We start from the raw sequence: 20,923 nt of genomic DNA, 5'->3' as shown, positions 1-20,923 counted from the left end.
CGCTTGCCTTCCAACCAAGCCGCGCGACGCGCGCATCAAACAGCGCCGTAGCTAGCGCGGCTTGGTTGAAGGCCTCAGGGAGCCCGTTACCCCATCTACGGGTGTTTTACTCGACGTGCCAATGGCTTCACGGAAGTCACCGGTCACCGTTCCGACAACCCCCGTCTACTTTGCATGGGGTTGTTTTCGCAGTTTTAGTTTCGAGCGGGCGTTAGCCTGCGCCGAGCGCGACGGCGACGTTGTAGGTCAGAAGGCTTGCCGCGTAAGCCAGCACCAGCATGTAGGTGAAGGTCACAGCCATCCAGGTCCAGCTTCCGGTCTCGCGTCGGATCACGGCGAGCGTGGACGCGCATTGCGGGGCGAAGATGTACCAGGCCAGCATCGACAACGCGGTCGCCAGCGACCACTTCGTCGCCAGCACCTGCCCGATCTGCTCGGCCGCTTCCTTGCCGCCTTCGATCGCGTAGACCGTGCCGAGCGCTGCGACCGCGACCTCGCGTGCTGCCATGCCCGGGATCAGTGCGACCGCAATCTGCCAGTTGAAGCCGACAGGGGCGAGCAGGGGTTCGATTGCCTTGCCGATGATCGCGGCCAGGCTGAAGTCGATCGCGGGCTCGGTGCTTCCCGCGGGCGGTTGCGGGAACGAGGCCAAAAACCAGATCAGCACCATCATCGAGAAGATCGTGGTGCCGGCGCGTTGCAGGAACATTTTTGCGCGCGTGAAGATGCCGATCGCGATCGATTTCAGCCGCGGCACCTTGTAGTCCGGCAGCTCCAGCATGAACGGCGCCGGCGCATAGTCGCGCAGCATGAAGAATTTTATGAGGAACGAGACGCCAAGCGCGCTGACAATACCGGTCGCGTAGAGGCCGAACATCACGAGGCCCTGGAGGTTGATGAAGCCCCAGACCTCCTTGGCCGGAATGAAAGCCGAGATGATCAGCGTGTAGACGGGAATGCGCGCCGAGCAGGTCATCAGCGGCGCGATCAGGATCGTGGTCAGCCGGTCGCGCTTGTTGTCGATGACGCGCGTCGCCATGATGCCGGGAATGGCGCAGGCAAAGCTCGATAGCAGCGGAATGAAGGCGCGGCCGTGCAGCCCGGCGCCGCCCATGATGCGGTCCATCAGGAACGCGGCGCGCGCCATGTAGCCGAAATCTTCCAGCAGCAGGATGAACAGGAAGATGATGGTGATCTGCGGCAGGAACACGATCACGCTGCCGACGCCGGAGATCACGCCGTTCTGCAGAAAGCTCTGCAGCAGGCCTGCGGGCAGGGTGTTGTGGACCAGTTCGCCGAGCGCGTCGAAGCTTGATTGCAGCAGCTCCATCAGCGGCTGCGCCCAAGCGAACACCGCCTGGAACATCACGAACAGGATCAGCGCGAGCACGATGAGGCCGCCGACAGGATGCAGCACCACGGCGTCGATCCGCGCAGTCCAGGTGTCGGGACGGCTCGGCAGGCTGACGCAGTCCGCGATGATGCGGTCGGCCTCGCGCTGGGTTGCGCGCAGCTCGGAGACGCTGAGCGCGCGCCAGTTGTTCGCCTGCGGCTCGGGGGCCGCCTTGGCCGAAATCTCGTCGGTCAGCTTCAAAAGGTCACTGGTGCCGCCCTTGCGCACCGCGATCGAGGTGACCACGGGCACGCCGAGCTCCTTGGCGAGCCGCTCCACGTCGACATTGATGCCGCGGCGGCTGGCGATGTCGAACATGTTGAGCACGAGGATCATCGGCCGGCCGGTGCGCTTGAGTTCGAGCAGCAGGCGGATGGTCAGGCGCAGATTGGTCGAGTCGGCGACGCACAGCACGAGGTCGGGCACCTTCTCGCCGGAGGCCTTGCCGAGCACGAAGTCGCGGGTGATCTCCTCGTCCGGGCTGCGTCCGCGCAGCGAATAGGTGCCGGGCAGGTCGACCACCGAGACCTGGCGGCCGAGCGGGGTGACGAAGAAGCCTTCCTTGCGCTCGACGGTGACGCCGGGGTAGTTCGCGACTTTCTGCCGGCTGCCGGTCAGCGCATTGAACAGCGAGGTCTTGCCGCTGTTTGGCGTGCCCACCAGGGCGAGATGCAGCAGGGGTAATTCCATGTGATCAAAAGACCTGGCAAAAGATCTGGCAAAAGATCTGGGATGAGGCGTCCGGTCGCGTCAGGCGACGATGATGGCCATGGCCTCACGACGGCGCACCGCGATCGTGATGTTGTCGACGCGGACGGCGATCGGGTCGCGCCCGACCAGCCCCTCGTGCAGGACCTCGACCCGGGCGCCCTCGACGAAGCCGAGCTCGATCAGCCGGCTCTCGAGTTCGATGTCCGAGAGCGCCGAGCCCGCGTCCCTGGCGGAAAGGTGCTGAATGATGCCGGTATAGCCGCGCTGGGCCAGGCCCAGCGGCATCTGCGAACGCGTATCATTGGTGATGGTCATGCCCTGTATTTTCAACGCCGGGCATTGAGGTCAAGCGCACTTGCTCGCCGAATCTGCACCTTAGAGCAATTTTAAAGTGCAGCGGCCGGGGCGCGTCGGGGAGATGCCCCCCGGTGCCTACTCGGCCGGGACCTTTTCCGGCTGGACGGCCATGGCGCGGCTCTTGAAGTAGTCGAGGACGAAGAGACGGATCGCCGAGGACAAATTGCCCTGCTGGCGGGCGCCGTCGATCTCGCCGACGAGCTCGGACAGCGTCATGTTGCGCAGGCCCGAGATCTCCTTCATGCCGTTCCAGAACGCCTCTTCCAGGCTGACGCTGGTCTTGTGACCGGCGACGACGATCGAACGCTTCACGACGGGCGACTTCATGGCTGATCCTCGCGATCGATCTGATGCTGGTCCAGATGCGCCTTCGCCTTGTCCGCGCGCGTCTCCTCCGCCGAGCGCTCCGCCTTCGTGCGGCCGAACTTCGCCCGGTTGGCGTCCGCCTGCTTCGCCGAGGCTTCCCGCTCGGCGCGCTTCCTGAAACGATTCAGGTTGATGACGTTCCCCATGTCGCGTCTCCATCATCCGATCCTCCTCGGGCAGGATGAAATCTCCAGAAACAGGGTGCCGTGTTCCGCCCCACAAGACTTGATCGCCATTCGCTGGTCCTCGTCAATCGGCCTCTCGGGCCATCAAACGATGAATTTCGCCCTGTCGAGGCGAGAGGGCTGCGTAACACGCCGCCCTGCCGCAACATTGACGGTAATCAAATCCCGCCCTCAAAGCCGCATATTTTTGCGAGTTGGGGCTTCCGTAACATTACGGATGGGGTGTCGGAATTCGGAATTTTATCCCGGGCTGGTCATCTTCTCGGGGCGGACCAGGCGGTCAAATTCATCCGCCGAGACGAAGCCGAGCCGCAGCGCCTCCTCCTTCAGCGTGGTGCCGTTGGCATGTGCCGTCTTGGCCACCTTGGCCGCGTTGTCGTAGCCGATTTTGGGCGCTAGCGCGGTCACCAGCATCAACGAACGCTCCATGAGCTCCCTGATGCGCTTTTCGTCGGCGCGGATGCCGCTGACGCAATGTTCGGTGAAGGAGCGCGCGGCGTCGGCCATCAGGCGGATCGAGTGCAGCATGTTGTAGGCGAGCACGGGCTTGTAGACGTTGAGCTCGAAATGGCCCTGGCTGCCGGCCACCGTGATCGCGGTGTGATTGCCGAACACCTGGCAGCACACCATTGTCATCGCCTCGCACTGCGTCGGATTGACCTTGCCGGGCATGATCGAGGAGCCCGGCTCGTTCTCCGGCAGGATCAATTCGCCCAGGCCCGAGCGCGGGCCAGATCCCAGCAGGCGGATGTCATTGGCGATCTTGAAGAGCCCCGTCGCGACCGAATTGATGGCGCCGTGCGCCAGCACATAGGCGTCGTTCGAAGCCAGGGCCTCGAATTTGTTGGCGGCGCTGGTGAAGGGGAGTTTGGTAATCCCGGCAACGTGCTTTGCGAACAGTTTTGCAAAGCGCGGCTTCGAGTTGAGGCCGGTGCCGACGGCGGTGCCGCCCTGCGCCAGCGGATAGAGATCCTTCACCGCGACCTTGAGGCGGGCGATGCCGCTTTCGACCTGCGCAGCATAGCCGGAAAATTCCTGGCCGAGCGTCAGGGGCGTCGCATCCTGGGTATGGGTGCGGCCGATCTTGACGATCCCAGCGAACTCCTTTTCCTTCTTGCGCAGCGCGCGCAGCAGCTCGCCGAGGGCCGGAACGAGATCGGCAGTCATGCGGCTCGCGGCGGCGATGTGCATTGCGGTTGGGAACGAGTCGTTCGACGACTGGCTCATGTTGACGTGGTCGTTGGGATGCACCGGCTTCTTGGCGCCGAGCTCGCCGCCGAGCAGCTCATTGGCCCGGTTGGCGATCACCTCGTTGAGGTTCATGTTGGTCTGCGTGCCCGAGCCGGTCTGCCACACCACGAGTGGAAAATGATCGTCCAGCTTGCCGTCGATCACCTCGCGCGCGGCGCGGATGATGGCATTGGCGCGACGCTGATCGAGCAGGCCGAGCTCGCGGTTGGACTGTGCTGCGGCGAGCTTGACGATACCGAGCGCATGCACGAGCGAGATCGGCATGCGATCCGTACCGATGCGGAAATTCTGGCGCGAGCGCTCGGTCTGCGCCCCCCAATAGCGATCGGAGGGGACCTCGATGGGACCAAAACTGTCGGTCTCGATGCGGGTTGTGGAGCGGCGCGAGGGGCTGGTGGTCTTCGAGCGGGCAGTCGCAGTCTTGGCCATGAGCACATCCATTCTGCCGCGCGAACCGCCGCACGGCCTGTTCCTGTGCTCATCTATATAGGCAGTTTGGCCCGGCGCGACGGTCTCGCGTCCAACCTAGATCATTTCTTGCGGAAACGATCGAGCCGCACGACTTCGGCGCCGCCCTGGTTCGGCGGGGTCGGCTCTTCCGCGGCCTCGCGCCGTCTCAGCGGCAGGCGCGGGCACCGCTACGGCCGACGGTGCCGGAGCGGCCGGCAGTGCCTCGGGCGAGACCTCGGCGACATCGGAGGTGTCGAACTGGAGGCCAAACTTCACGGACGGATCGAGGAAGCTCTTGATGGCGCTGAACGGCACCACCAGCCGCTCCGGAATGCCGCCGAAGGACAGGCCGACCTCAAAGCGGTCCTCGAGCACTGTCAGATCCCAGAACTGATGCTGGAGGATGATCGTCATCTCTTCCGGATATTGCGCGAGCAGGCGCGACGACAGCTTCACGCCCTCGGCCTTCGATACGAAGGTGATGAAGAAGTGATGTTCGCCCGGCAGTCCATGGGACGCGGCATCGGTCAGCACCTTCCGCAGCACGCCGCGCAGCGCGTCGCGGGCCAGCACATCGTATCGGATATGATCGGTCGCCATGGTGGTCCTGTTGCATTCCAGGAGCTGGGCCCTGTCGGCCCGACTCGCCAAGCCGCGATAGTACCGCGCCTGACGGGTCAGCAGGAGTCCCCGCCGGGAAGGAATTAAAAGGCAAGTGGAGGCTTCTGTTGCCAGGTGCCTCCGAACCCCGCCTAGCGGAGCTTAACCCGCTAGGACTTTAAAGTGGTCTTTCAAACTGCGTTACGCAGCCTGAGCAACCGGAGCAAAGTTGTCGTTGGCAACTATTGCAGTAGCCCGATAACGGCGGAACAATACCGGGAAAAAGTACGCCTTTTACGCCCTCGTCGATCCTATTTCGCCCCCGCCAAAACTCAGCTCCTCGGGCGGGCCTGAGCCGCCGGTCGATGAGCTTTGGTGGAGGCGCCGGGTACCGCCCCCGGGTCCGAATGGTTTATTGCGACGACCGTTTATTTCCATAGCCGGCGAACCGGCACTCCCAATATAGGGGGCAAACGTTTCAAAAAACAGGGGTTTCGCGCGGCGATCCCACGGTTTCCTTTGGATAGGTTCCGGCGCTCTCCGGTATGATCTTGGCCGCGCGGCAGCCGACGTTCTAAGCTCCTGACATGTCCACGGATTCAGCGCCGGCCTACCAAGAGCCGGATCAAGAGCCGGATGTCCCCGTCGCCCACGCCCCTCCGCCCGGCCTGCTCGCACTATTCCTGGCCTTCGCCCGGATGTCGCTGGCCGGTTTTGGCGGGGTTCTGGTGTTTGCCCGGCACGCCATCGTCGACCAGCACCGCTGGATGACGGCGGACGAGTTCAACGAGACTTTTGCGCTCTGCCATTTCCTGCCCGGGCCGAACATCGTCAATCTGTCGATGGTGTTTGGTTCGCGGCTGCGCGGGATCGCCGGTGGCGTCGCCGCGTTCACGGGGCTGCTGCTGCCGCCGACGCTGATCATGACGCTGCTCGCGATCATGTACGCCCGGTTCGGCGATGTGGAGGTGCTGCGGCGCATCCTCGCGGGCATCTCCTGTGCGGCGGTCGGCCTGCTGATCGCGGTGGTGTTCCGGATGATGACGCCGCTGCTCAAGCGGATGGATGTCGTCGTGATCATCCTGATGTTCGGCGTGTTCGTCGCTATCGGTGTGCTTCGCCTGCCGCTCCAGGCGGTGCTGCTGGTCGCGATCCCCCTCAGCATCGGCATCACCTTCCTGATGCGGCGGACGGTAGCAGCATGAACAGCGAAAACCCGATATGGGTGCTGATCTCCACCTTTGGTCTAATGTCGCTGTTCGCGGTCGGCGGCGCCGCGGCGGCGGTGCCGGAGATGCAGCGCATCGCGGTCGACGTGCATCACTGGATGACCGACAAGCAGTTCGCCGACGCCTATGCGATCGCGCAGCTCTCGCCAGGTCCAAACGTGCTTATCGTCACGTTAATCGGCTATGCCGTCGCCGGCATTCCCGGCGCGCTGGCGGCGACGCTGGCGATGTGCCTGCCGACGGCCCTGCTTGCCTATCATATCAGCCGGCTCCTGAACCGGCCGAGCCAATCGCGCTGGCCTGGCCTGATTCAGGCTGCACTGGTTCCACTCTCGATCGGATTGATGGCAGCCAGCGCGCTGATCCTGGCACAGTCGACCGATCGCACCATTGCTGCACTGCTTCTGACCGCGCTGGTTGCAGTGATCGCATCCGTCTCGCGCATCAATCCGTTGTGGCTCCTGCTCGCCGGGGGCCTGTTGGGTTTCGCTGGCATTGTGTGATGAAAATCGCTAGGCAGTGATCCGGGCGGGGGATCCATTTCCAGCCGATTAGAACAACAGTGCTCGTGACTTGCGGGTCGCGGAGGAGACAAGCATGGCCGATACGATGGGCCACTCGGCGACAGCCACCCGAAACACATCGGTGGCGCTCGGCTTCTGTCTGCTGGCGATTGCGCCGCAGATTTTTGAATTCATCTGGTCAATAGGGACGATTTTTGGCTGGGGCGCAGGCCGCGGCCCGGCCACCGTCGTGATCAGTCACGCCACCGCGCTGGTCGCGGGCGCTCCTGGCGCGCTGATCGGAGCGATCGGCGGTGACACCAAGAAGACGTCATCCGATGTGCTGCTCGCGCTGATCTATTCCTATCCGCTGTTCGCGGTGGCGATCGTGACGCTGTTCATGACGATCAGGTCCGCGCAGGACTATGTCGGCGGCATCATTCTCATGGCGCTGGCGCTGTTCGCGCTGTGGGCGTCGAGCGATTTGCAGGGCATGCGTGGTTTCTCCTTCGGCGCCGGTACGGCTCCGCGGATGTTTGGCGGACTTTTGGTGACTCTGTCCGCGGGCATTGCATTGACGGGCCTTCTGGCCGAGGGGCCGGTGCTCGCGCATTATTCCTGGCGCGGGCCGTTGTTCGTGATGGTCGCGATCCTGTTCTTCGCGCTGGCGATCCGGCCGCTCGGCCTCGTGGTCTCCGCCTTCGTTAGCTTCATGATCGCCGCGACAGGATCGCACGAGACGCGCTGGCTTGAGGCCGCCATCGTCGGCGCCTGCCTGACGCTCGGTTGCGCTGTGCTATTCCCCTACGTGCTCGGGCTGCCGATGCCGATGTTCCCGCGTTTCCTGGTCCAGTGAGGGTGTGATGGAGCTCTTTGCCAACCTCGCTCACGGTTTTGTTGTCGCCTTCTCTCCAATCAACCTCCTGATGTGCCTGATCGGCGCTCTCGTCGGAACACTGGTCGGCGTGCTGCCGGGCATCGGTACCATCGCGACGGTCGCGATGCTGCTGCCGATCACCTTCGGACTGCCGCCCGTCGGCGCGCTGATCATGCTCGCCGGCATCTACTATGGTGCCCAGTATGGCGGCTCGACCACGTCGATCCTGGTCAATATTCCGGGTGAAGCGACATCGGTTGTCACTGCCATCGACGGCCACCAGATGGCCAAGCAGGGCCGTGCTGGTCCGGCGCTGGCGATCGCGGCGATCGGTTCGTTCTTCGCCGGCTGCGTTGCGACCGTGCTCATCGCAGTGCTCGGCGCGCCGCTGACCAAGCTCGCGCTGGCGTTCGGCCCGGCCGAGTATTTCTCGCTGATGGTGCTCGGCCTGATCTTCGCGGTCGTGCTGGCCAAGGGCTCGGTGCTGAAGGCGATCGCGATGATCGTGTTCGGCCTGCTGCTGTCGATGGTCGGCTCGGACATCGAGACCGGCGCCTCACGCATGGCGTTCAACATTCCGGAACTGGCCGACGGTCTCGGCTTTGCGACGGTGGCGATGGGTGTGTTCGGCTTTGCCGAGATCATCCGCAATCTCGACGCCGGCGCCGAGATGAACCGCGACCTCGTCCAGCAGAAGATCACCGGCCTGATGCCGACCAGGAAGGATCTGATCGACTCGACGCCGCCGATCCTGCGCGGCACCGTGCTCGGCTCGATCCTCGGCATCCTCCCGGGCGGCGGCGCGGTCATCGCGTCGTTCGCGGCCTACACGCTCGAGAAGAAGATCGCCAAGAACCCGTCGCGGTTCGGCCGCGGTGCGATCGAGGGCGTGGCGGCGCCGGAAAGCGCCAACAACGCCGCGGCGCAGACCTCCTTCATCCCGCTACTGACGCTCGGCATCCCGCCGAACGCGGTGATGGCGCTGATGGTCGGTGCGATGACCATTCACGGCATCGTGCCGGGTCCGCAGGTGATGCAGAAGCAGCCCGACCTCGTCTGGGGCATGATCGCCTCGATGTGGATCGGCAACCTGATGCTGATCATCATCAACCTGCCGCTGGTCGGAATCTGGGTGCGGCTCCTGCGCGTGCCTTACCGGCTGATGTTCCCCTCGATCGTGATCTTCTGCGCGATCGGCATCTACTCGGTGAACAACGCACCGGTCGACGTCATCCTCGCCGGCGTCTTCGGCCTGGTCGGCTACTGGCTGATCAAGCACGATTTCGAGCCGGCGCCGCTGCTGCTCGGCATGGTGCTCGGACCGCTGATGGAAGAGAACCTGCGCCGCGCGCTGCTGATCTCGCGCGGCGACTGGAGCGTGTTCCTGACGCGTCCGTTGTCGGCGGCGCTGCTCGCGATCGCGGCGTTCCTACTGGTGCTCACGGTGCTGCCCGCGTTGCGCGCCAAGCGCGACGAGGTGTTCACCGAGTCCGAGAACTGATCGCGCCGCGCACTGCGTCGTCGCCGCGCCTGCGTCGGCGCGCCGCATTCGGAAGTCGAATCGACTTACGTGACGGCTTCGTGAAATGAAAATGCCGGCCTTATGGCCGGCATTTTTGTTTGTGTCCCGGGGGGATCGAGATGACTTCCATTCGCGCGCTTGCTACGGGCGCATGTGCAGCAGTGCTTGCATCGCTGTGCTCCTTTGTCGCGCCGTCGCAGGCGCAGACCTATCCGACGCGCAGCATCACCATGATCGTGCCGTTCGCTGCCGGCGGTCCGACCGACGTGATCTCGCGCATCGTCACCGCGCATATGGCGCAGACGCTGGGGCAGAGCATCGTCATCGAGAACGTGGTCGGCGCCGGCGGCACCACCGCAACCACGCGCGCCGCGCGCGCGACCAATGACGGCTATACGCTGATTACCGGGCATATGGGCACGCACGCTGCGTCGGTGCCGCTCTACCCGAAGCTCGCCTATCATCCCGAAAGGGATTTTGAGCCGATCGCGCTGCTCGCGGGCACGCCGATCCTGATCCTGGCGCGCAAGGATTTCCCGCCGAAGGACCTGAAGGAGTTCGTGACTTACGTGAAGGCGAATGCCGAGAAGGTGAACGCGGCGCATGCCGGCGTCGGCTCGGTCTCGCACGCGTCCTGCGAGCTGTTGCACTCCATCCTCGACATCAAGCCGGTCGGTGTGCCCTTCAACGGCACGGGACCTGCGATGAACGCGCTGGTGGCGGGACAAGTCGACTACATGTGCGACCAGATCGTCAACGCCGTGCCGCAGATCAACGCCGGCACCATCAAGGCCTATGCGATCGCAACGCCGGAGCGCAATCCATCGCTGCCGAACGTGCCGACGACGGCGGAAGCCGGCCTGCCTGCGTTCCAGGCCCAGGCCTGGAACGCGATGTTCGCGCCGAAGGGAACTTCGCCGGCCATCGTCGCGAGCCTGAACGCCGCCGCGATCAAGGCGCTCGGCGACGAGAACGTGCGCAAGCGCCTGCTCGAACTCGGCAGCGTCATCCCGGATCCTGCGGACCGGACGCCGGAGGCGCTGGCGACCCTCGTCAAGAACGAGATCGCGAAGTGGACCCCGGTGCTCAAGCCGGCAACTTAGCCAGCACTTTCAAACCGATAGGCGAGGGGCGGGACGAGAGTTCCGCCCCTTGTCGTTTGCGCCGGGAACACTCACTTTTCCGGGTATAATGGGCACAGACGGCGAATCGCCGCTGTCGCAGCGCGGGGGCGGCCGTTAAGTTCGCCGCCTCCCCAAAGGCTCATGGCACATGCACCAGTATCAGGACCTGCTCGAGCGGATTCTTTCAGACGGCGCCGAGAAGACCGACCGGACCGGCACCGGCACGCTGTCGGTGTTCGGCCACCAGATGCGCTTCAATCTGTCCGCCGGTTTCCCGATGCTGACCACCAAGCGGCTGCCGCTCAAGGCGATTGTGCATGAGCTGCTGTGGTTCCTGAAGGGCGATACGAACATCAAATATCTGCGCGACAATGGCGTCACCATCTGGGACGAGTGGGCGGATGCCAATGGCGATCTCGGTCCGGTCTACGGCCATCAGTGGCGCTCCTGGCCCGCGCCGGACGGCCGCAGCATCGACCAGATCGCGAATGTGGTCGACATGATCAAGCGCAACCCGGACTCGCGCCGGTTGATCGTCTCGGCGTGGAACCCGGCCGAAGTCGACAAGATGGCACTGCCGCCGTGCCACTGTCTGTTCCAGTTCTACGTCGCCAACGGCAAGCTGTCGTGCCAGCTCTATCAGCGCTCGGCTGACGTGTTCCTCGGCGTGCCCTTTAATATCGCTTCCTATGCGCTGCTCACCATGATGGTGGCGCAGGTCACGGGCCTGAAGCCCGGCGACTTCGTGCACTCGTTCGGCGACACCCATCTCTACTCCAATCATCTGGAGCAGGCCCGGCTTCAGCTCACGCGCGCGCCGCGTGCGCTGCCGGTGATGCGGATCAACCCCGACGTGAAGGACATCTTCTCTTTCCGCTACGAGGATTTCGAGCTGGTCGGCTACGATCCGCATCCGCACATCAAGGCGGAAGTCGCGGTCTAACGCAGATGCCGGTCAACATCCGCCGCGTGCGTCCTGGCGAAGCCGGGCTGGTTCTTGCCTTCATCCGCGAACTGGCCGAGTACGAAAAACTGTCGCACGAGGTCGAGGCGACTGAGGCGATGATCGCGGAGGCGCTATTCAGCAGCAATCCGCAGCTCTATTGCGCGATCGCCGAGTGGAACGGCGAGCCTGTCGGCTTTGCGGTGTGGTTCGTCAATTTCTCCACCTTCAGCGGCCGCCACGGCATCTATCTCGAAGATTTGTACGTGCGGCCGTCGCATCGGGGCAGGGGCCTCGGCAAGGCGCTGCTGGTCTATCTCGCGAGGGAATGCGTCGACAACGGCTGGTCGCGCCTGCAATGGGCGGTGCTCGACTGGAATGCGCCGTCGATCACGTTCTACAAATCGCTCGGCGCCGTGATGATGGACGACTGGACGCTGTGCCGCGTCACCGGTCCCGCGCTGACGCGGCTAGCCGGGAGCGCGAACTGATGGAGATCGTCTTCGTCGTTGCGATTGCGGAGAACGGCGTCATCGGCGCAGGTAACGCGATCCCATGGCGATTGAAATCCGACATGGCGCGCTTCAAGGCGCTCACGATCGGCAAGCCTGTGATCATGGGACGCAAGACCTTCGAATCCCTTCGTCGGCCGCTCCCAAACCGCACGAACATCGTCATCACGCGCGATGCGGGTTATCGCGCCGCCGGCGCCATAGTTACGACATCGGCTACCGATGCAGGTGCGGTCGCGCGGGGCGACGCCCTGCGGCGTTCGGTCGCCGAGATCGCGGTGATCGGCGGTGCCGAGATCTATCGGCAGTGGCTCGATCGCGCCGATCGCCTTGAAATCACCGAAGTGCATGCGCGCCCCGAAGGCGACACGCATTTCGACATCGACAAGGCAGAGTGGGAGGAGGTTGAGCGCATTCGCCATCCTGCGGGCCCCGATGACAGCGCCGACTTCTCCTATGTGACATATCGTCGGCGGCCCCACCATTAACTGCTTTCGCCAATGTTTACATTGACTTTTTCGTGCCCGAGCATAGCTCGGAAGGCGGCTAGGGCTGCGTTGTAAGGGACTTGCCTGTCCCCTATAAAGCCGGACCGGACAATGCCGGCCGGGTTAGTTCTAGTCCCGGTCTGCCGAGGAGAACGTCGAATGCCGTGGAAGAATCAGGGCGGTGGGCCATGGGGCTCGGGTCCGAAGGGACCGTGGGGCTCAGGCCCGCAACCGGTCGGGCCGAGGCCGCCGGATCTGGAAGACCTTCTGCGGCGCGGCCAGGACCGCCTCCAGCAGATCATGCCGGGCGGCTATTTCTCCGGCATAGGCATCACGCTGATCATCCTGCTCATCATCGCGTTCTGGCTGCTGTCGGGGTTCTTCCGCGTGCAGTCCGAGGAACTCGGCGTCGTGCTGCGCTTCGGCAAGCATGTCCGCACCGTGCAGCCGGGCCTGAACTATCATCTGCCTTATCCGATCGAGACCGTGCTGCTGCCGAAGGCGCTGCGCGTTAACACCATCTCCATCGGCATGACGCTGATCGACGATCCGGCGCGGCGCAGCCGCTCCATTCGTGACGTGCCGGAAGAGAGCCTGATGCTGACCGGCGACGAGAACATCGTCGACGTCGATTTCACCGTGCTCTGGCGCATCAAGCCGGACGGCGTCGGTGACTTCCTCTTCAACATCCAGAATCCCGAAGGCACAGTGAAGGCGGTCGCCGAAAGCGCGATGCGCGAGGTGATCGGCCGCTCGCAGATCCAGCCGATCCTGACCGGCGCGCGAAACGTGACCGAGCAGGGCGTGCAGGAACTGATCCAGCGGACGCTGGACAGCTATGGGGCGGGCATTCTCGTCACCCAGGTGCAGATGCAGAAGGTCGATCCGCCGGCGCAGGTGATCGACGCCTTCCGCGACGTCCAGGCGGCGCGCGCCAATCAGGAGCAGTTGCAGAACGAAGCGCAGACCTACGCCAACCAGGTCGTGCCGCAGGCGCGCGGACGTGCGGCGCAGATCCAGCAGGCCGCCGAAGGCTACAGGGAGCAGGCGATCGCCGAGGCCAAGGGCCAGAGCGCGCGCTTCCTGAAGGTTTACGAGGAATACAAGAAGGCGCCCGACGTGACGCGTGAACGGATCTATCTGGAAACCATGGAGCGGGTGCTCGGCGGCGCGGACAAGCTCGTCTATGACGGCGGCCCCTCGGGCCAGGGCGTCGTGCCCTATCTGCCGCTGGGCGAATTGACGACCAAGCGGCCGCCTACCAGCGGTCAGCAGTCGAGCGGAGGCAACCGATGAGGTCTCCGGTCACAGGTATCGTCGCGCTGCTCGGGCTCCTGATCGTCGTGATCGTCGGCTACATGTCGCTGTTCACGGTGCAGCAGACCGAGCAGACCATCGTGCTGCAGTTCGGCAGGCCCGTCGACGTCGTCACCGCGCCCGGCCTTCACTTCAAGGCGCCGTGGAATTCGGTGATCAACATCGACAAGCGGATTCTCGATCTGGAGAACCCGTCGCAGGAAGCGATCGCATCCGACCAGAAGCGGCTCGTGGTGGACGCCTTTGCACGCTACCGCATCAAGGACGCGCTGCGCTTCTACCAGAGTGTCGGCTCGATCCAGGCCGCCAACATCCAGCTCACCACGCTCCTGAACGCGGCACTGCGCCGTGTGCTCGGCGAGGTCACCTTCATCAACGTCGTGCGCGACGACCGCGAGAAGCTGATGCAGCGCATCCGCGATCAGCTCGATCGCGAGGCCGATGGCTACGGCATCCAGGTGGTCGACGTCCGGATCCGCCGCGCCGACCTGCCGGAACAGAACAGCCAGGCGGTCTATCTGCGAATGAAGACCGAGCGCGAGCGCGAAGCCGCCGAGTTCCGCGCGCAGGGTGGCCAGAAGGCACAGGAGATCCGCTCCAAGGCCGACCGCGAGGCGACCGTGATCGTCGCGGAAGCCAATTCGCAGGCGGAGCAGATCCGCGGCACCGGCGATGCCGAACGCAACCGCCTCTTCGCCGAGGCCTACAGCAAGGATGCCGACTTCTTCGCATTCTACCGGTCGATGACGGCCTACGAAAACGGGTTGCGCGCGAACGACACCCGCTTCCTGCTGCGGCCCGAGTCGGATTTCTTCCGGTACTTTGGTAGCGCGTCCGGCAAGACGGCGACCGAGACGCCGGCCAAGCCTTGAAGTAGAGAAGCCTTAAGCTAGACAAGCCTTAAGCCAGACAAGGGCGGCAGTTCTGCCGCCCTTCGTCCAGACAAGAACAGCACAACGGGGAGTTCCAATCCGATGAGGTCCATTGCGTTCGCCGACTTCCTCATCGGCTTAGGCATCCTGTTCGTGCTGGAAGGCTTGATGTTCGCGGCAAGTCCGAACTGGATGCGCAAGGCCATGAAGAGCGCCATCGCCACGCCCGACAATATCCTGCGGGCGGTCGGGATCGGTTCGGCCGTGGCAGGCTTGATCCTGATCTGGGTTATGCGGCGTCCGATTTAGGCGTCGCCCAACGCCAAAGTGAAGGCGACAGGCCGGTTTTCGCCGTATTATTCGGGTCTTGAGGCCCATTAAGCTCCGCGCTTGCGCCGTCCCCCCGTTCGAGCGCAGTCTTGAGACCGAATCCTTTTCTCTGGAGATCACAATGACCGCTGCCACCATTGCCCCGACCCGCTTGCGCAATTGCGCGCGACTTGGCGTGCGACTTGGGCTGGCCGCGCTCGCCATTGGCGCATTCAGTGCGTTCGGCACGCCGGCCTATGCGCGCGGACCGGAGGGCATCGCCGACGTCGCCGAGAAGGTGATCGACGCGGTCGTCAACATTTCGACCTCGCAGACCGTCGAAGCCAAGGGTGGCGGCAGCAACACCATGCCGCAACTGCCGCCCGGTTCGCCCTTCGAGGAGTTCTTCGACGACTTCTTCAAGAACCGCCGCGGTCCCGGCGGTGGCAGCAAGGGTGGCGAGAACAGCCCGCCGCGCAAGACCAACTCGCTCGGCTCCGGCTTCATCATCGACACCTCGGGTGTCGTCGTGACCAACAACCACGTCATTGCGGACGCCGACGAAATCAACGTCATTCTCAACGACGGCACCAAGATCAAGGCCGAGCTGGTCGGCGTCGACAAGAAGACCGACCTTGCCGTGCTCAAGTTCAATCCGCCGAAGCCGCTTGTCGCGGTGAAGTTCGGCGACTCCGACAAGCTGCGCCTCGGCGACTGGGTGGTCGCGATCGGCAACCCGTTCAGCCTGGGCGGCACGGTAACGGCCGGCATCGTCTCGGCCAAGAACCGCGATATCTCCTCGGGTCCCTATGACAGCTACATCCAGACCGATGCCGCCATTAACCGTGGCAATTCGGGCGGTCCGCTGTTCAACCTCGAAGGCGAGGTCATCGGCGTCAACACGCTGATTATCTCGCCGTCCGGCGGTTCGATCGGCATCGGCTTTGCCGTGCCGTCGAAGACGGTCGCGGGCGTCGTGGACCAGCTCCGCCAGTTCGGCGAACTGCGCCGCGGCTGGCTCGGTGTGCGCATCCAGGGCGTCACCGACGAGATCGCCGAGAGCCTCAACATCAAGCCGCCGCGCGGCGCGCTGGTCGCCGGCGTCGATGACAAGGGCCCGGCGAAGCCCGCCGGAATCGAGCCCGGCGACGTCGTCGTCAAATTCGACGGCAAGGACGTCAAGGACCCGAAGGACCTCTCCCGCGTCGTCGCCGACACGGCGGTCGGCAAGGAGGTCGACGTCGTCATCATCCGCAAGGGCCAGGAGGAGACCAAGAAGGTCACGCTCGGCCGTCTCCAGGATCCCGACAAGGTGCAGGCCGCGGTGAAGACCGATGAGCCCGCGCCCGAGAAGCCGGTGACGCAGAGGGCGCTCGGCCTCGATCTTGCGGCGCTCAGCAAGGACCTGCGCACGCGCTACAAGATCAAGGACAGCGTCAAGGGCGTGGTCGTCACCAATGTCGACGCCAATTCGGACGCCGCCGAGAAGCGGCTCTCCGCCGGCGACGTCATCGTGGAGGTGGCGCAGGAAGCCGTTTCGAGCGGCGCCGACATCCAGAAGCGGGTCGACCAGCTCAAGAAGGACGGCAAGAAGTCGGTGCTGCTGCTGGTCTCGAACGGCGATGGCGAGCTGCGCTTCGTGGCGCTGAGCGTGCAGTAAGGGCGCTGGCTCTATCTTCTCGTCATGGCCGGGCTTGACCCGGCTTGACCCGGCCATCCACGTGTTTGCCACGCGGATAGACCAAAACGTGGATGCCCGGGACCCGGCTCCGCCAAGGCTTCGCCGGACTACCGGTGTTGGGCCGGCGAAGCTTCGGCGAAGACGGCAAGCCCGGGCATGACGGCGGAGAGGAGGCTAGACCTCCACGAACTCCTCGCGCTTGTACCCCTGTGCATAGAGCAGCGCGGTGAGATCGCCGTGATCGATCCGCGCCGCTGCCGCCGCCGCGACCGCAGGCTTGGCATGATAGGCCACGCCCAGGCCCGCCGCCTGGATCATCGCGAGATCATTGGCGCCGTCACCGACCACCAGCGAGTCGATGTCGTCGAGATCGAACGACTCCATCAAATCCACCAGCGTGGCGAGCTTTGCGGCGCGGCCCAGGATCGGCTCCTTCACCTCGCCGGTGAACTTGCCGTCGCGCACGACGAGCTCGTTGGCGCGGTTCTCCTGGAAGCCGGTCTTTGCGGCGACCGCCTTGGTGAACAGCGTGAACCCGCCGGAGACGAGGCAGGCATAGGCGCCGTGGGCGCGCATGGTCGCGACCAGCTCACGGCCGCCCGGCGTCACCGTGATGCGCTTGGCCAGCACTTCGTCGACCACGCTGACCGGAAGGTCCTTCAGAAGCGCGACGCGCTCGCGCAGCGCCGGTTCGAACTCGATCTCGCCGCGCATCGCGCGTTCGGTGATGGCTGCCACATGCGCCTTCACCCCGACGAAATCGGCGAGCTCGTCGATGCACTCCTGGCCGATCATGGTGGAATCCATATCGGCGAGAAAAAGCTTCTTGCGCCGGAAGCCGACTGGCTGCACGACGATGTCGATGGGCAGGTCGCCGCGGAGCTCGCGCAACCGTTGTTCGATGGCGTGACGGTCGCCTTCGAGGTTACTGTTGGCGCCGAAGGGGATGTCGACCGCAACCCCGTCGAACAGCCAGTGCGCCGGTGCGGCCTGTGGCAGCACGGCGCGGGCGCCGTCGACGATCGTACTATCGAGCGCGGGATTGTCGGGATTGCAGATCAGCGTGGCGACGAGGGACATTTGAGGTTTTCGTGAGCGAGGGGCAAGTCAGCAGAAGGCATGTTGGCAAGGCCGTGCTTATCGCAGGCCCGACCGCCAGCGGCAAGTCGGCGCTGGCGCTCGAGTTCGCCCTCAGCGCGGGCGGCGTCGTCATCAATGCCGATTCCATGCAGGTCTATCGTGACCTGCGCATCATCACGGCACGCCCGACGCGGGACGAAGAGGCGCGAGCGCCGCACCGCCTCTACGGCCATGTCGATGCGGCCGTGAATTTCTCGGCCGGCGCCTGGGTGGCCGATGCCGCGAATGCGCTCGAAGAGGCGAAAGCCGAAGGCCGGCTGCCGATCTTCATTGGCGGAACCGGGCTCTATTTCAAGGCGCTGACTGCGGGCCTCTCCGTGGTGCCGCCAACCCCTGTGGATGTGCGCGAGGACGTGCGTGCGCGGCTGGAGCGGAACGGCGTCGAGGCGCTCCACGCGGAACTGGCGCGCCGCGATCCGCGCGCAGCCGAGCGATTGAACCTGCGCGACCGAACCCGCATCGCGCGCGCGCTCGAAGTGGTCGAGGCGACCGGCCGTTCGCTGCTCGACTGGCACCAGGAGGGCCAGCCGCCTTTGCTGTCGAAGGACAGCTTTCGCGCGGTGTTCCTGGCGCCCGAGCGGGACGAGCTCTATGCCCGCATCGATGCCCGCTTCGACGCCATGCTCGGCGGCGGCGCGCTGAGAGAGGTCGAGCGGCTCGCCGCCAGACACCTCGATCCGCTGCTGCCGGCCATGAAGGCCCATGGCGTGCCGGCCCTGATCCGTCATCTGCGCGGCGAGCTCAGCCTCGAGGAGGCCGCCACGATTGGCCGCGCCGACACCCGCCATTATGCCAAGCGCCAGTTCACCTGGTTCCGGCACCAATTGCCGGAGTTCGAATGGGTGAAGCCGGAGGAGGCGCGGGGATGGCTGGCCGCGGTCGTCAGCGCGGCCGGGGACCCCGGCTGACACGCTTTTGTGCCCCGGTTCCCGATTTTACCTCTCGCCGAAGCCAGGGAACACCGCTACACTGCCAAAATCGCGCGGGAACGGCCGCTTTGCCTTGACATCCAGGCTTTGGCCGCTATGTTTCGCGCAACCTTTGGGAAGCCGAGCGCTGCTATGCGTAACATTATTACCAGCATCCTTATCGCCGTCGTACCCAGGCACACCGCCGGGGGTGGCTAGCTGCCATCCACAAGACAGGCGGTGTGCGTGGGCCCTCTTCGGGGCCTTTTTTATTTCCCGAACCCGACACGAACGAAGCCGCTGACAACAGCGCATCCGGAGCAAGCCAATGACCGACAAGAGCCACGATCCGAACCAGATGACCGGCGCCGCTATGATCGTTCGTGCGCTCATCGATCATGGCGTGACCGACATTTTCGGTTATCCGGGCGGTGCGGTGCTTCCGATCTATGACGAGATCTTCCAGCAGAGTCAGGTTCAGCACATCCTGGTCCGTCACGAGCAGGGCGCGGGCCATGCCGCCGAGGGCTATGCGCGCTCGACCGGCAAGCCGGGCGTCGCGCTGGTGACCTCCGGCCCCGGCGCCACCAACATGGTGACGCCGCTCACCGACGCGCTGATGGACTCGATCCCGCTGGTCTGCATCTCCGGCCAGGTGCCGACGCATCTGATCGGCAACGACGCGTTCCAGGAATGCGATACCGTCGGCATCACGCGCCCCTGCACCAAGCACAACTGGCTGGTGCGCGACGTCAACGATCTCGCAAAGGTGCTGCACGAGGCCTTCTATGTCGCGACGTCGGGCCGTCCGGGCCCGGTGCTCGTCGACGTGCCGAAGGACGTGCAGTTCGCGACCGGCACCTATCATCCGCCGCGCAAGTCCGACGTGCACCGGTCCTATGCGCCGCGCGTGAAGGGCGATGCGATGCAGATCCGCAAGGCGGTGACGCTGCTCGCCAACGCCAAGCGCCCGGTGATCTACAGCGGCGGCGGCGTGATCAATTCCGGCCCCGAAGCGACCAAGCTGCTGCGCGAGCTGGTCGAGGTCACCGGTTTTCCGATCACCTCCACGCTGATGGGCCTGGGTGCGTATCCTGCGTCGGGCAAGAACTGGCTCGGCATGCTGGGCATGCACGGCACCTACGAGGCCAACATGACGATGCATGATTGCGACGTCATGCTGTGCGTCGGCGCGCGCTTCGACGACCGCATCACCGGCCGCGTCGACGCGTTCTCGCCGGGTTCGAAGAAGATCCACATCGACATCGACCCGTCCTCGATCAACAAGAACATCCGCGTCGACGTGCCGATCATCGGAGACTGCGGCAACATCCTGGGCGACATCCTCCAGGTGTTCAAGGCGGAGGCGAAGAAGCCCGATATCAAGGCGTGGTGGCAGCAGATCGCGCAGTGGCGCGCCCGCAACTCGCTCTATTACAGGAAGAGCAACGAGGTCATCCTGCCGCAGCACGCGATCCAGAGCCTGTTCGAGGCGACACGCGGCAGGGATACGTACATCACGACCGAGGTCGGCCAGCACCAGATGTGGGCGGCGCAGTTCTATGGCTTCGAGGAGCCGCATCGCTGGATGACGTCGGGCGGTCTCGGCACCATGGGCTACGGCCTGCCGGCCGCAGTCGGCGTGCAGGTGGCGCACCCCGACAGCCTCGTCATCGACATCGCGGGTGATGCCTCGGTGCAGATGACGATGCAGGAGATGTCGACGGCGGTTCAGTACGAGCTGCCGATCAAGATCTTCATCCTCAACAACCAGTACATGGGCATGGTGCGGCAGTGGCAGCAGTTGCTCCACGGCAACCGTCTGTCGCATTCCTACTCGGAAGCGCTGCCGGATTTCGTCAAGCTCGCGGAAGCCTATGGCGGCGTCGGCTTCCAGGTGCACAAGCCCGCTGATCTCGACGGCGCCATCCAGGAGATGATCTCGGTCAAGCGCCCGGTGCTGTTCGACTGCCGCGTCGCGGCGCTCGAAAACTGCTTCCCGATGATCCCCTCCGGCAAGGCGCACAACGAGATGCTGTTGCCGGAGCAGGCGAACGACGAGGCCACCGCGAAGGCATTCGCCGACGGCAAGGCGCTGGTGTGAGCTGGCAAACGATGATCGGGTCGCGACGAGGACTCTCTCTTCACCTCTCCCCGCTTGCGGGGAGAGGTCGGATTGCGCGCG

20 protein-coding genes, 1 other RNA gene and 1 pseudogene are annotated in these 20,923 nt (G+C 64.5%); 14 read left to right on the top strand and 8 right to left on the bottom strand.

The annotated features are described in order from the left end of the window. Positions 1–211 precede the first annotated feature (211 nt). The 7 genes and pseudogenes from feoB to ssrA all read right to left on the bottom strand — a co-directional run bounded on the left by feoB (position 212) and on the right by ssrA (position 5,805). Positions 212–2,083, bottom strand: coding sequence for a ferrous iron transporter B (feoB, locus tag AC630_RS10165; RefSeq protein ID WP_074118399.1), 1,872 nt, complete (start codon positions 2,081–2,083; stop codon positions 212–214). A gap of 60 nt (positions 2,084–2,143) precedes the next feature. Continuing rightward, positions 2,144–2,419 (bottom strand): FeoA family protein, encoded by a 276-nt coding sequence (locus AC630_RS10160; RefSeq protein WP_074118398.1) that lies wholly within the window; start codon positions 2,417–2,419, stop codon positions 2,144–2,146. 117 nt (positions 2,420–2,536) lie between these two features. Further along, the gene (locus tag AC630_RS10155) at positions 2,537–2,788 is read right to left on the bottom strand and encodes a ribbon-helix-helix domain-containing protein (protein WP_074118397.1); all 252 of its coding nucleotides are present in this window, start codon (positions 2,786–2,788) and stop codon (positions 2,537–2,539) included. Continuing rightward, the gene (locus AC630_RS10150) at positions 2,785–2,973 is read right to left on the bottom strand and encodes a DUF4169 family protein (protein WP_074118396.1); all 189 of its coding nucleotides are present in this window, start codon (positions 2,971–2,973) and stop codon (positions 2,785–2,787) included. The genes AC630_RS10155 and AC630_RS10150 overlap by 4 nt, the downstream gene beginning before the upstream one ends. Before the next feature lie 279 nt (positions 2,974–3,252). Next, entirely contained in the window at positions 3,253–4,704 is a 1,452-nt protein-coding gene (fumC, locus tag AC630_RS10145; protein ID WP_074118395.1) for a class II fumarate hydratase, read from the bottom strand. 89 nt (positions 4,705–4,793) lie between these two features. After that, a pseudogene (locus AC630_RS10140) lies at positions 4,794–5,313 on the bottom strand (SspB family protein). A gap of 114 nt (positions 5,314–5,427) precedes the next feature. Beyond that, positions 5,428–5,805: a transfer-messenger RNA gene (gene ssrA / locus AC630_RS10135) on the bottom strand. Positions 5,806–5,900: 95 nt separating this feature from the next. On the opposite strand from ssrA, the gene AC630_RS10130 reads away from it, so the two are divergent. The 12 genes from AC630_RS10130 (at position 5,901) to AC630_RS10075 (ending at position 16,669) form a co-directional block, all read left to right on the top strand. Further along, on the top strand, positions 5,901–6,518 hold the full coding sequence (locus tag AC630_RS10130) for a chromate transporter (protein ID WP_074118394.1): 618 nt from the start codon (positions 5,901–5,903) through the stop codon (positions 6,516–6,518). Further along, positions 6,515–7,045 carry a chromate transporter gene (locus tag AC630_RS10125; RefSeq protein ID WP_074118393.1) on the top strand — a complete coding sequence of 177 codons (531 nt, stop codon included), beginning with the start codon at positions 6,515–6,517 and terminating at the stop codon, positions 7,043–7,045. The genes AC630_RS10130 and AC630_RS10125 overlap by 4 nt, the downstream gene beginning before the upstream one ends. Before the next feature lie 94 nt (positions 7,046–7,139). Then, positions 7,140–7,901 (top strand): tripartite tricarboxylate transporter TctB family protein, encoded by a 762-nt coding sequence (locus AC630_RS10120; protein WP_074118412.1) that lies wholly within the window; start codon positions 7,140–7,142, stop codon positions 7,899–7,901. Positions 7,902–7,908: 7 nt separating this feature from the next. Beyond that, positions 7,909–9,423, top strand: coding sequence for a tripartite tricarboxylate transporter permease (locus AC630_RS10115; protein WP_074118392.1), 1,515 nt, complete (start codon positions 7,909–7,911; stop codon positions 9,421–9,423). Between the two features lie 140 nt (positions 9,424–9,563). Continuing rightward, on the top strand, positions 9,564–10,547 hold the full coding sequence (locus AC630_RS10110) for a tripartite tricarboxylate transporter substrate binding protein BugD (protein WP_074118391.1): 984 nt from the start codon (positions 9,564–9,566) through the stop codon (positions 10,545–10,547). Positions 10,548–10,716: 169 nt separating this feature from the next. Further along, the gene (locus tag AC630_RS10105; protein ID WP_074118390.1) at positions 10,717–11,511 is read left to right on the top strand and encodes a thymidylate synthase; all 795 of its coding nucleotides are present in this window, start codon (positions 10,717–10,719) and stop codon (positions 11,509–11,511) included. 5 nt (positions 11,512–11,516) lie between these two features. Beyond that, the gene (locus AC630_RS10100) at positions 11,517–12,002 is read left to right on the top strand and encodes a GNAT family N-acetyltransferase (protein WP_074118389.1); all 486 of its coding nucleotides are present in this window, start codon (positions 11,517–11,519) and stop codon (positions 12,000–12,002) included. Further along, positions 12,002–12,511 carry a dihydrofolate reductase gene (locus AC630_RS10095; RefSeq protein ID WP_083636176.1) on the top strand — a complete coding sequence of 170 codons (510 nt, stop codon included), beginning with the start codon at positions 12,002–12,004 and terminating at the stop codon, positions 12,509–12,511. Before AC630_RS10100 ends, AC630_RS10095 begins: the two co-directional genes overlap by 1 nt. Positions 12,512–12,670: 159 nt before the next feature. Further along, the gene (gene hflK, locus AC630_RS10090; RefSeq protein WP_074118388.1) at positions 12,671–13,807 is read left to right on the top strand and encodes an FtsH protease activity modulator HflK; all 1,137 of its coding nucleotides are present in this window, start codon (positions 12,671–12,673) and stop codon (positions 13,805–13,807) included. Beyond that, positions 13,804–14,700: a protease modulator HflC gene (gene hflC / locus AC630_RS10085; RefSeq protein ID WP_074118387.1), complete on the top strand. Its 897-nt coding sequence runs from the start codon at positions 13,804–13,806 to the stop codon at positions 14,698–14,700. The genes hflK and hflC overlap by 4 nt, the downstream gene beginning before the upstream one ends. 102 nt (positions 14,701–14,802) lie before the next feature. Then, on the top strand, positions 14,803–15,009 hold the full coding sequence (locus AC630_RS10080; RefSeq protein ID WP_057747247.1) for a DUF2065 domain-containing protein: 207 nt from the start codon (positions 14,803–14,805) through the stop codon (positions 15,007–15,009). Between the two features lie 142 nt (positions 15,010–15,151). After that, the gene (locus tag AC630_RS10075; RefSeq protein WP_074118386.1) at positions 15,152–16,669 is read left to right on the top strand and encodes a Do family serine endopeptidase; all 1,518 of its coding nucleotides are present in this window, start codon (positions 15,152–15,154) and stop codon (positions 16,667–16,669) included. A 195-nt stretch (positions 16,670–16,864) separates the two neighbouring features. Here AC630_RS10075 and serB read toward each other — a convergent pair whose 3' ends face one another. Next, positions 16,865–17,770, bottom strand: coding sequence for a phosphoserine phosphatase SerB (gene serB, locus AC630_RS10070; protein ID WP_074118385.1), 906 nt, complete (start codon positions 17,768–17,770; stop codon positions 16,865–16,867). 11 nt (positions 17,771–17,781) lie between these two features. On the opposite strand from serB, the gene miaA reads away from it, so the two are divergent. Then, positions 17,782–18,738, top strand: a complete 957-nt coding sequence (gene miaA / locus AC630_RS10065; RefSeq protein ID WP_074118384.1) for a tRNA (adenosine(37)-N6)-dimethylallyltransferase MiaA — start codon at positions 17,782–17,784, stop codon at positions 18,736–18,738. A gap of 328 nt (positions 18,739–19,066) precedes the next feature. Further along, complete coding sequence (locus AC630_RS10060; protein ID WP_074118383.1) at positions 19,067–20,842, top strand: acetolactate synthase 3 large subunit; 1,776 nt, start codon at positions 19,067–19,069, stop codon at positions 20,840–20,842. The last annotated feature ends 81 nt before the right edge of the window (positions 20,843–20,923 follow it).

The organism is Bradyrhizobium sp. AS23.2 (assembly GCF_001908185.1).
Classification (GTDB): Bacteria; Pseudomonadota; Alphaproteobacteria; order Rhizobiales; family Xanthobacteraceae; genus Bradyrhizobium.
Note: the sequence above shows the minus strand (reverse complement) of the source record. Positions and strands in the feature narration are given on the sequence as shown.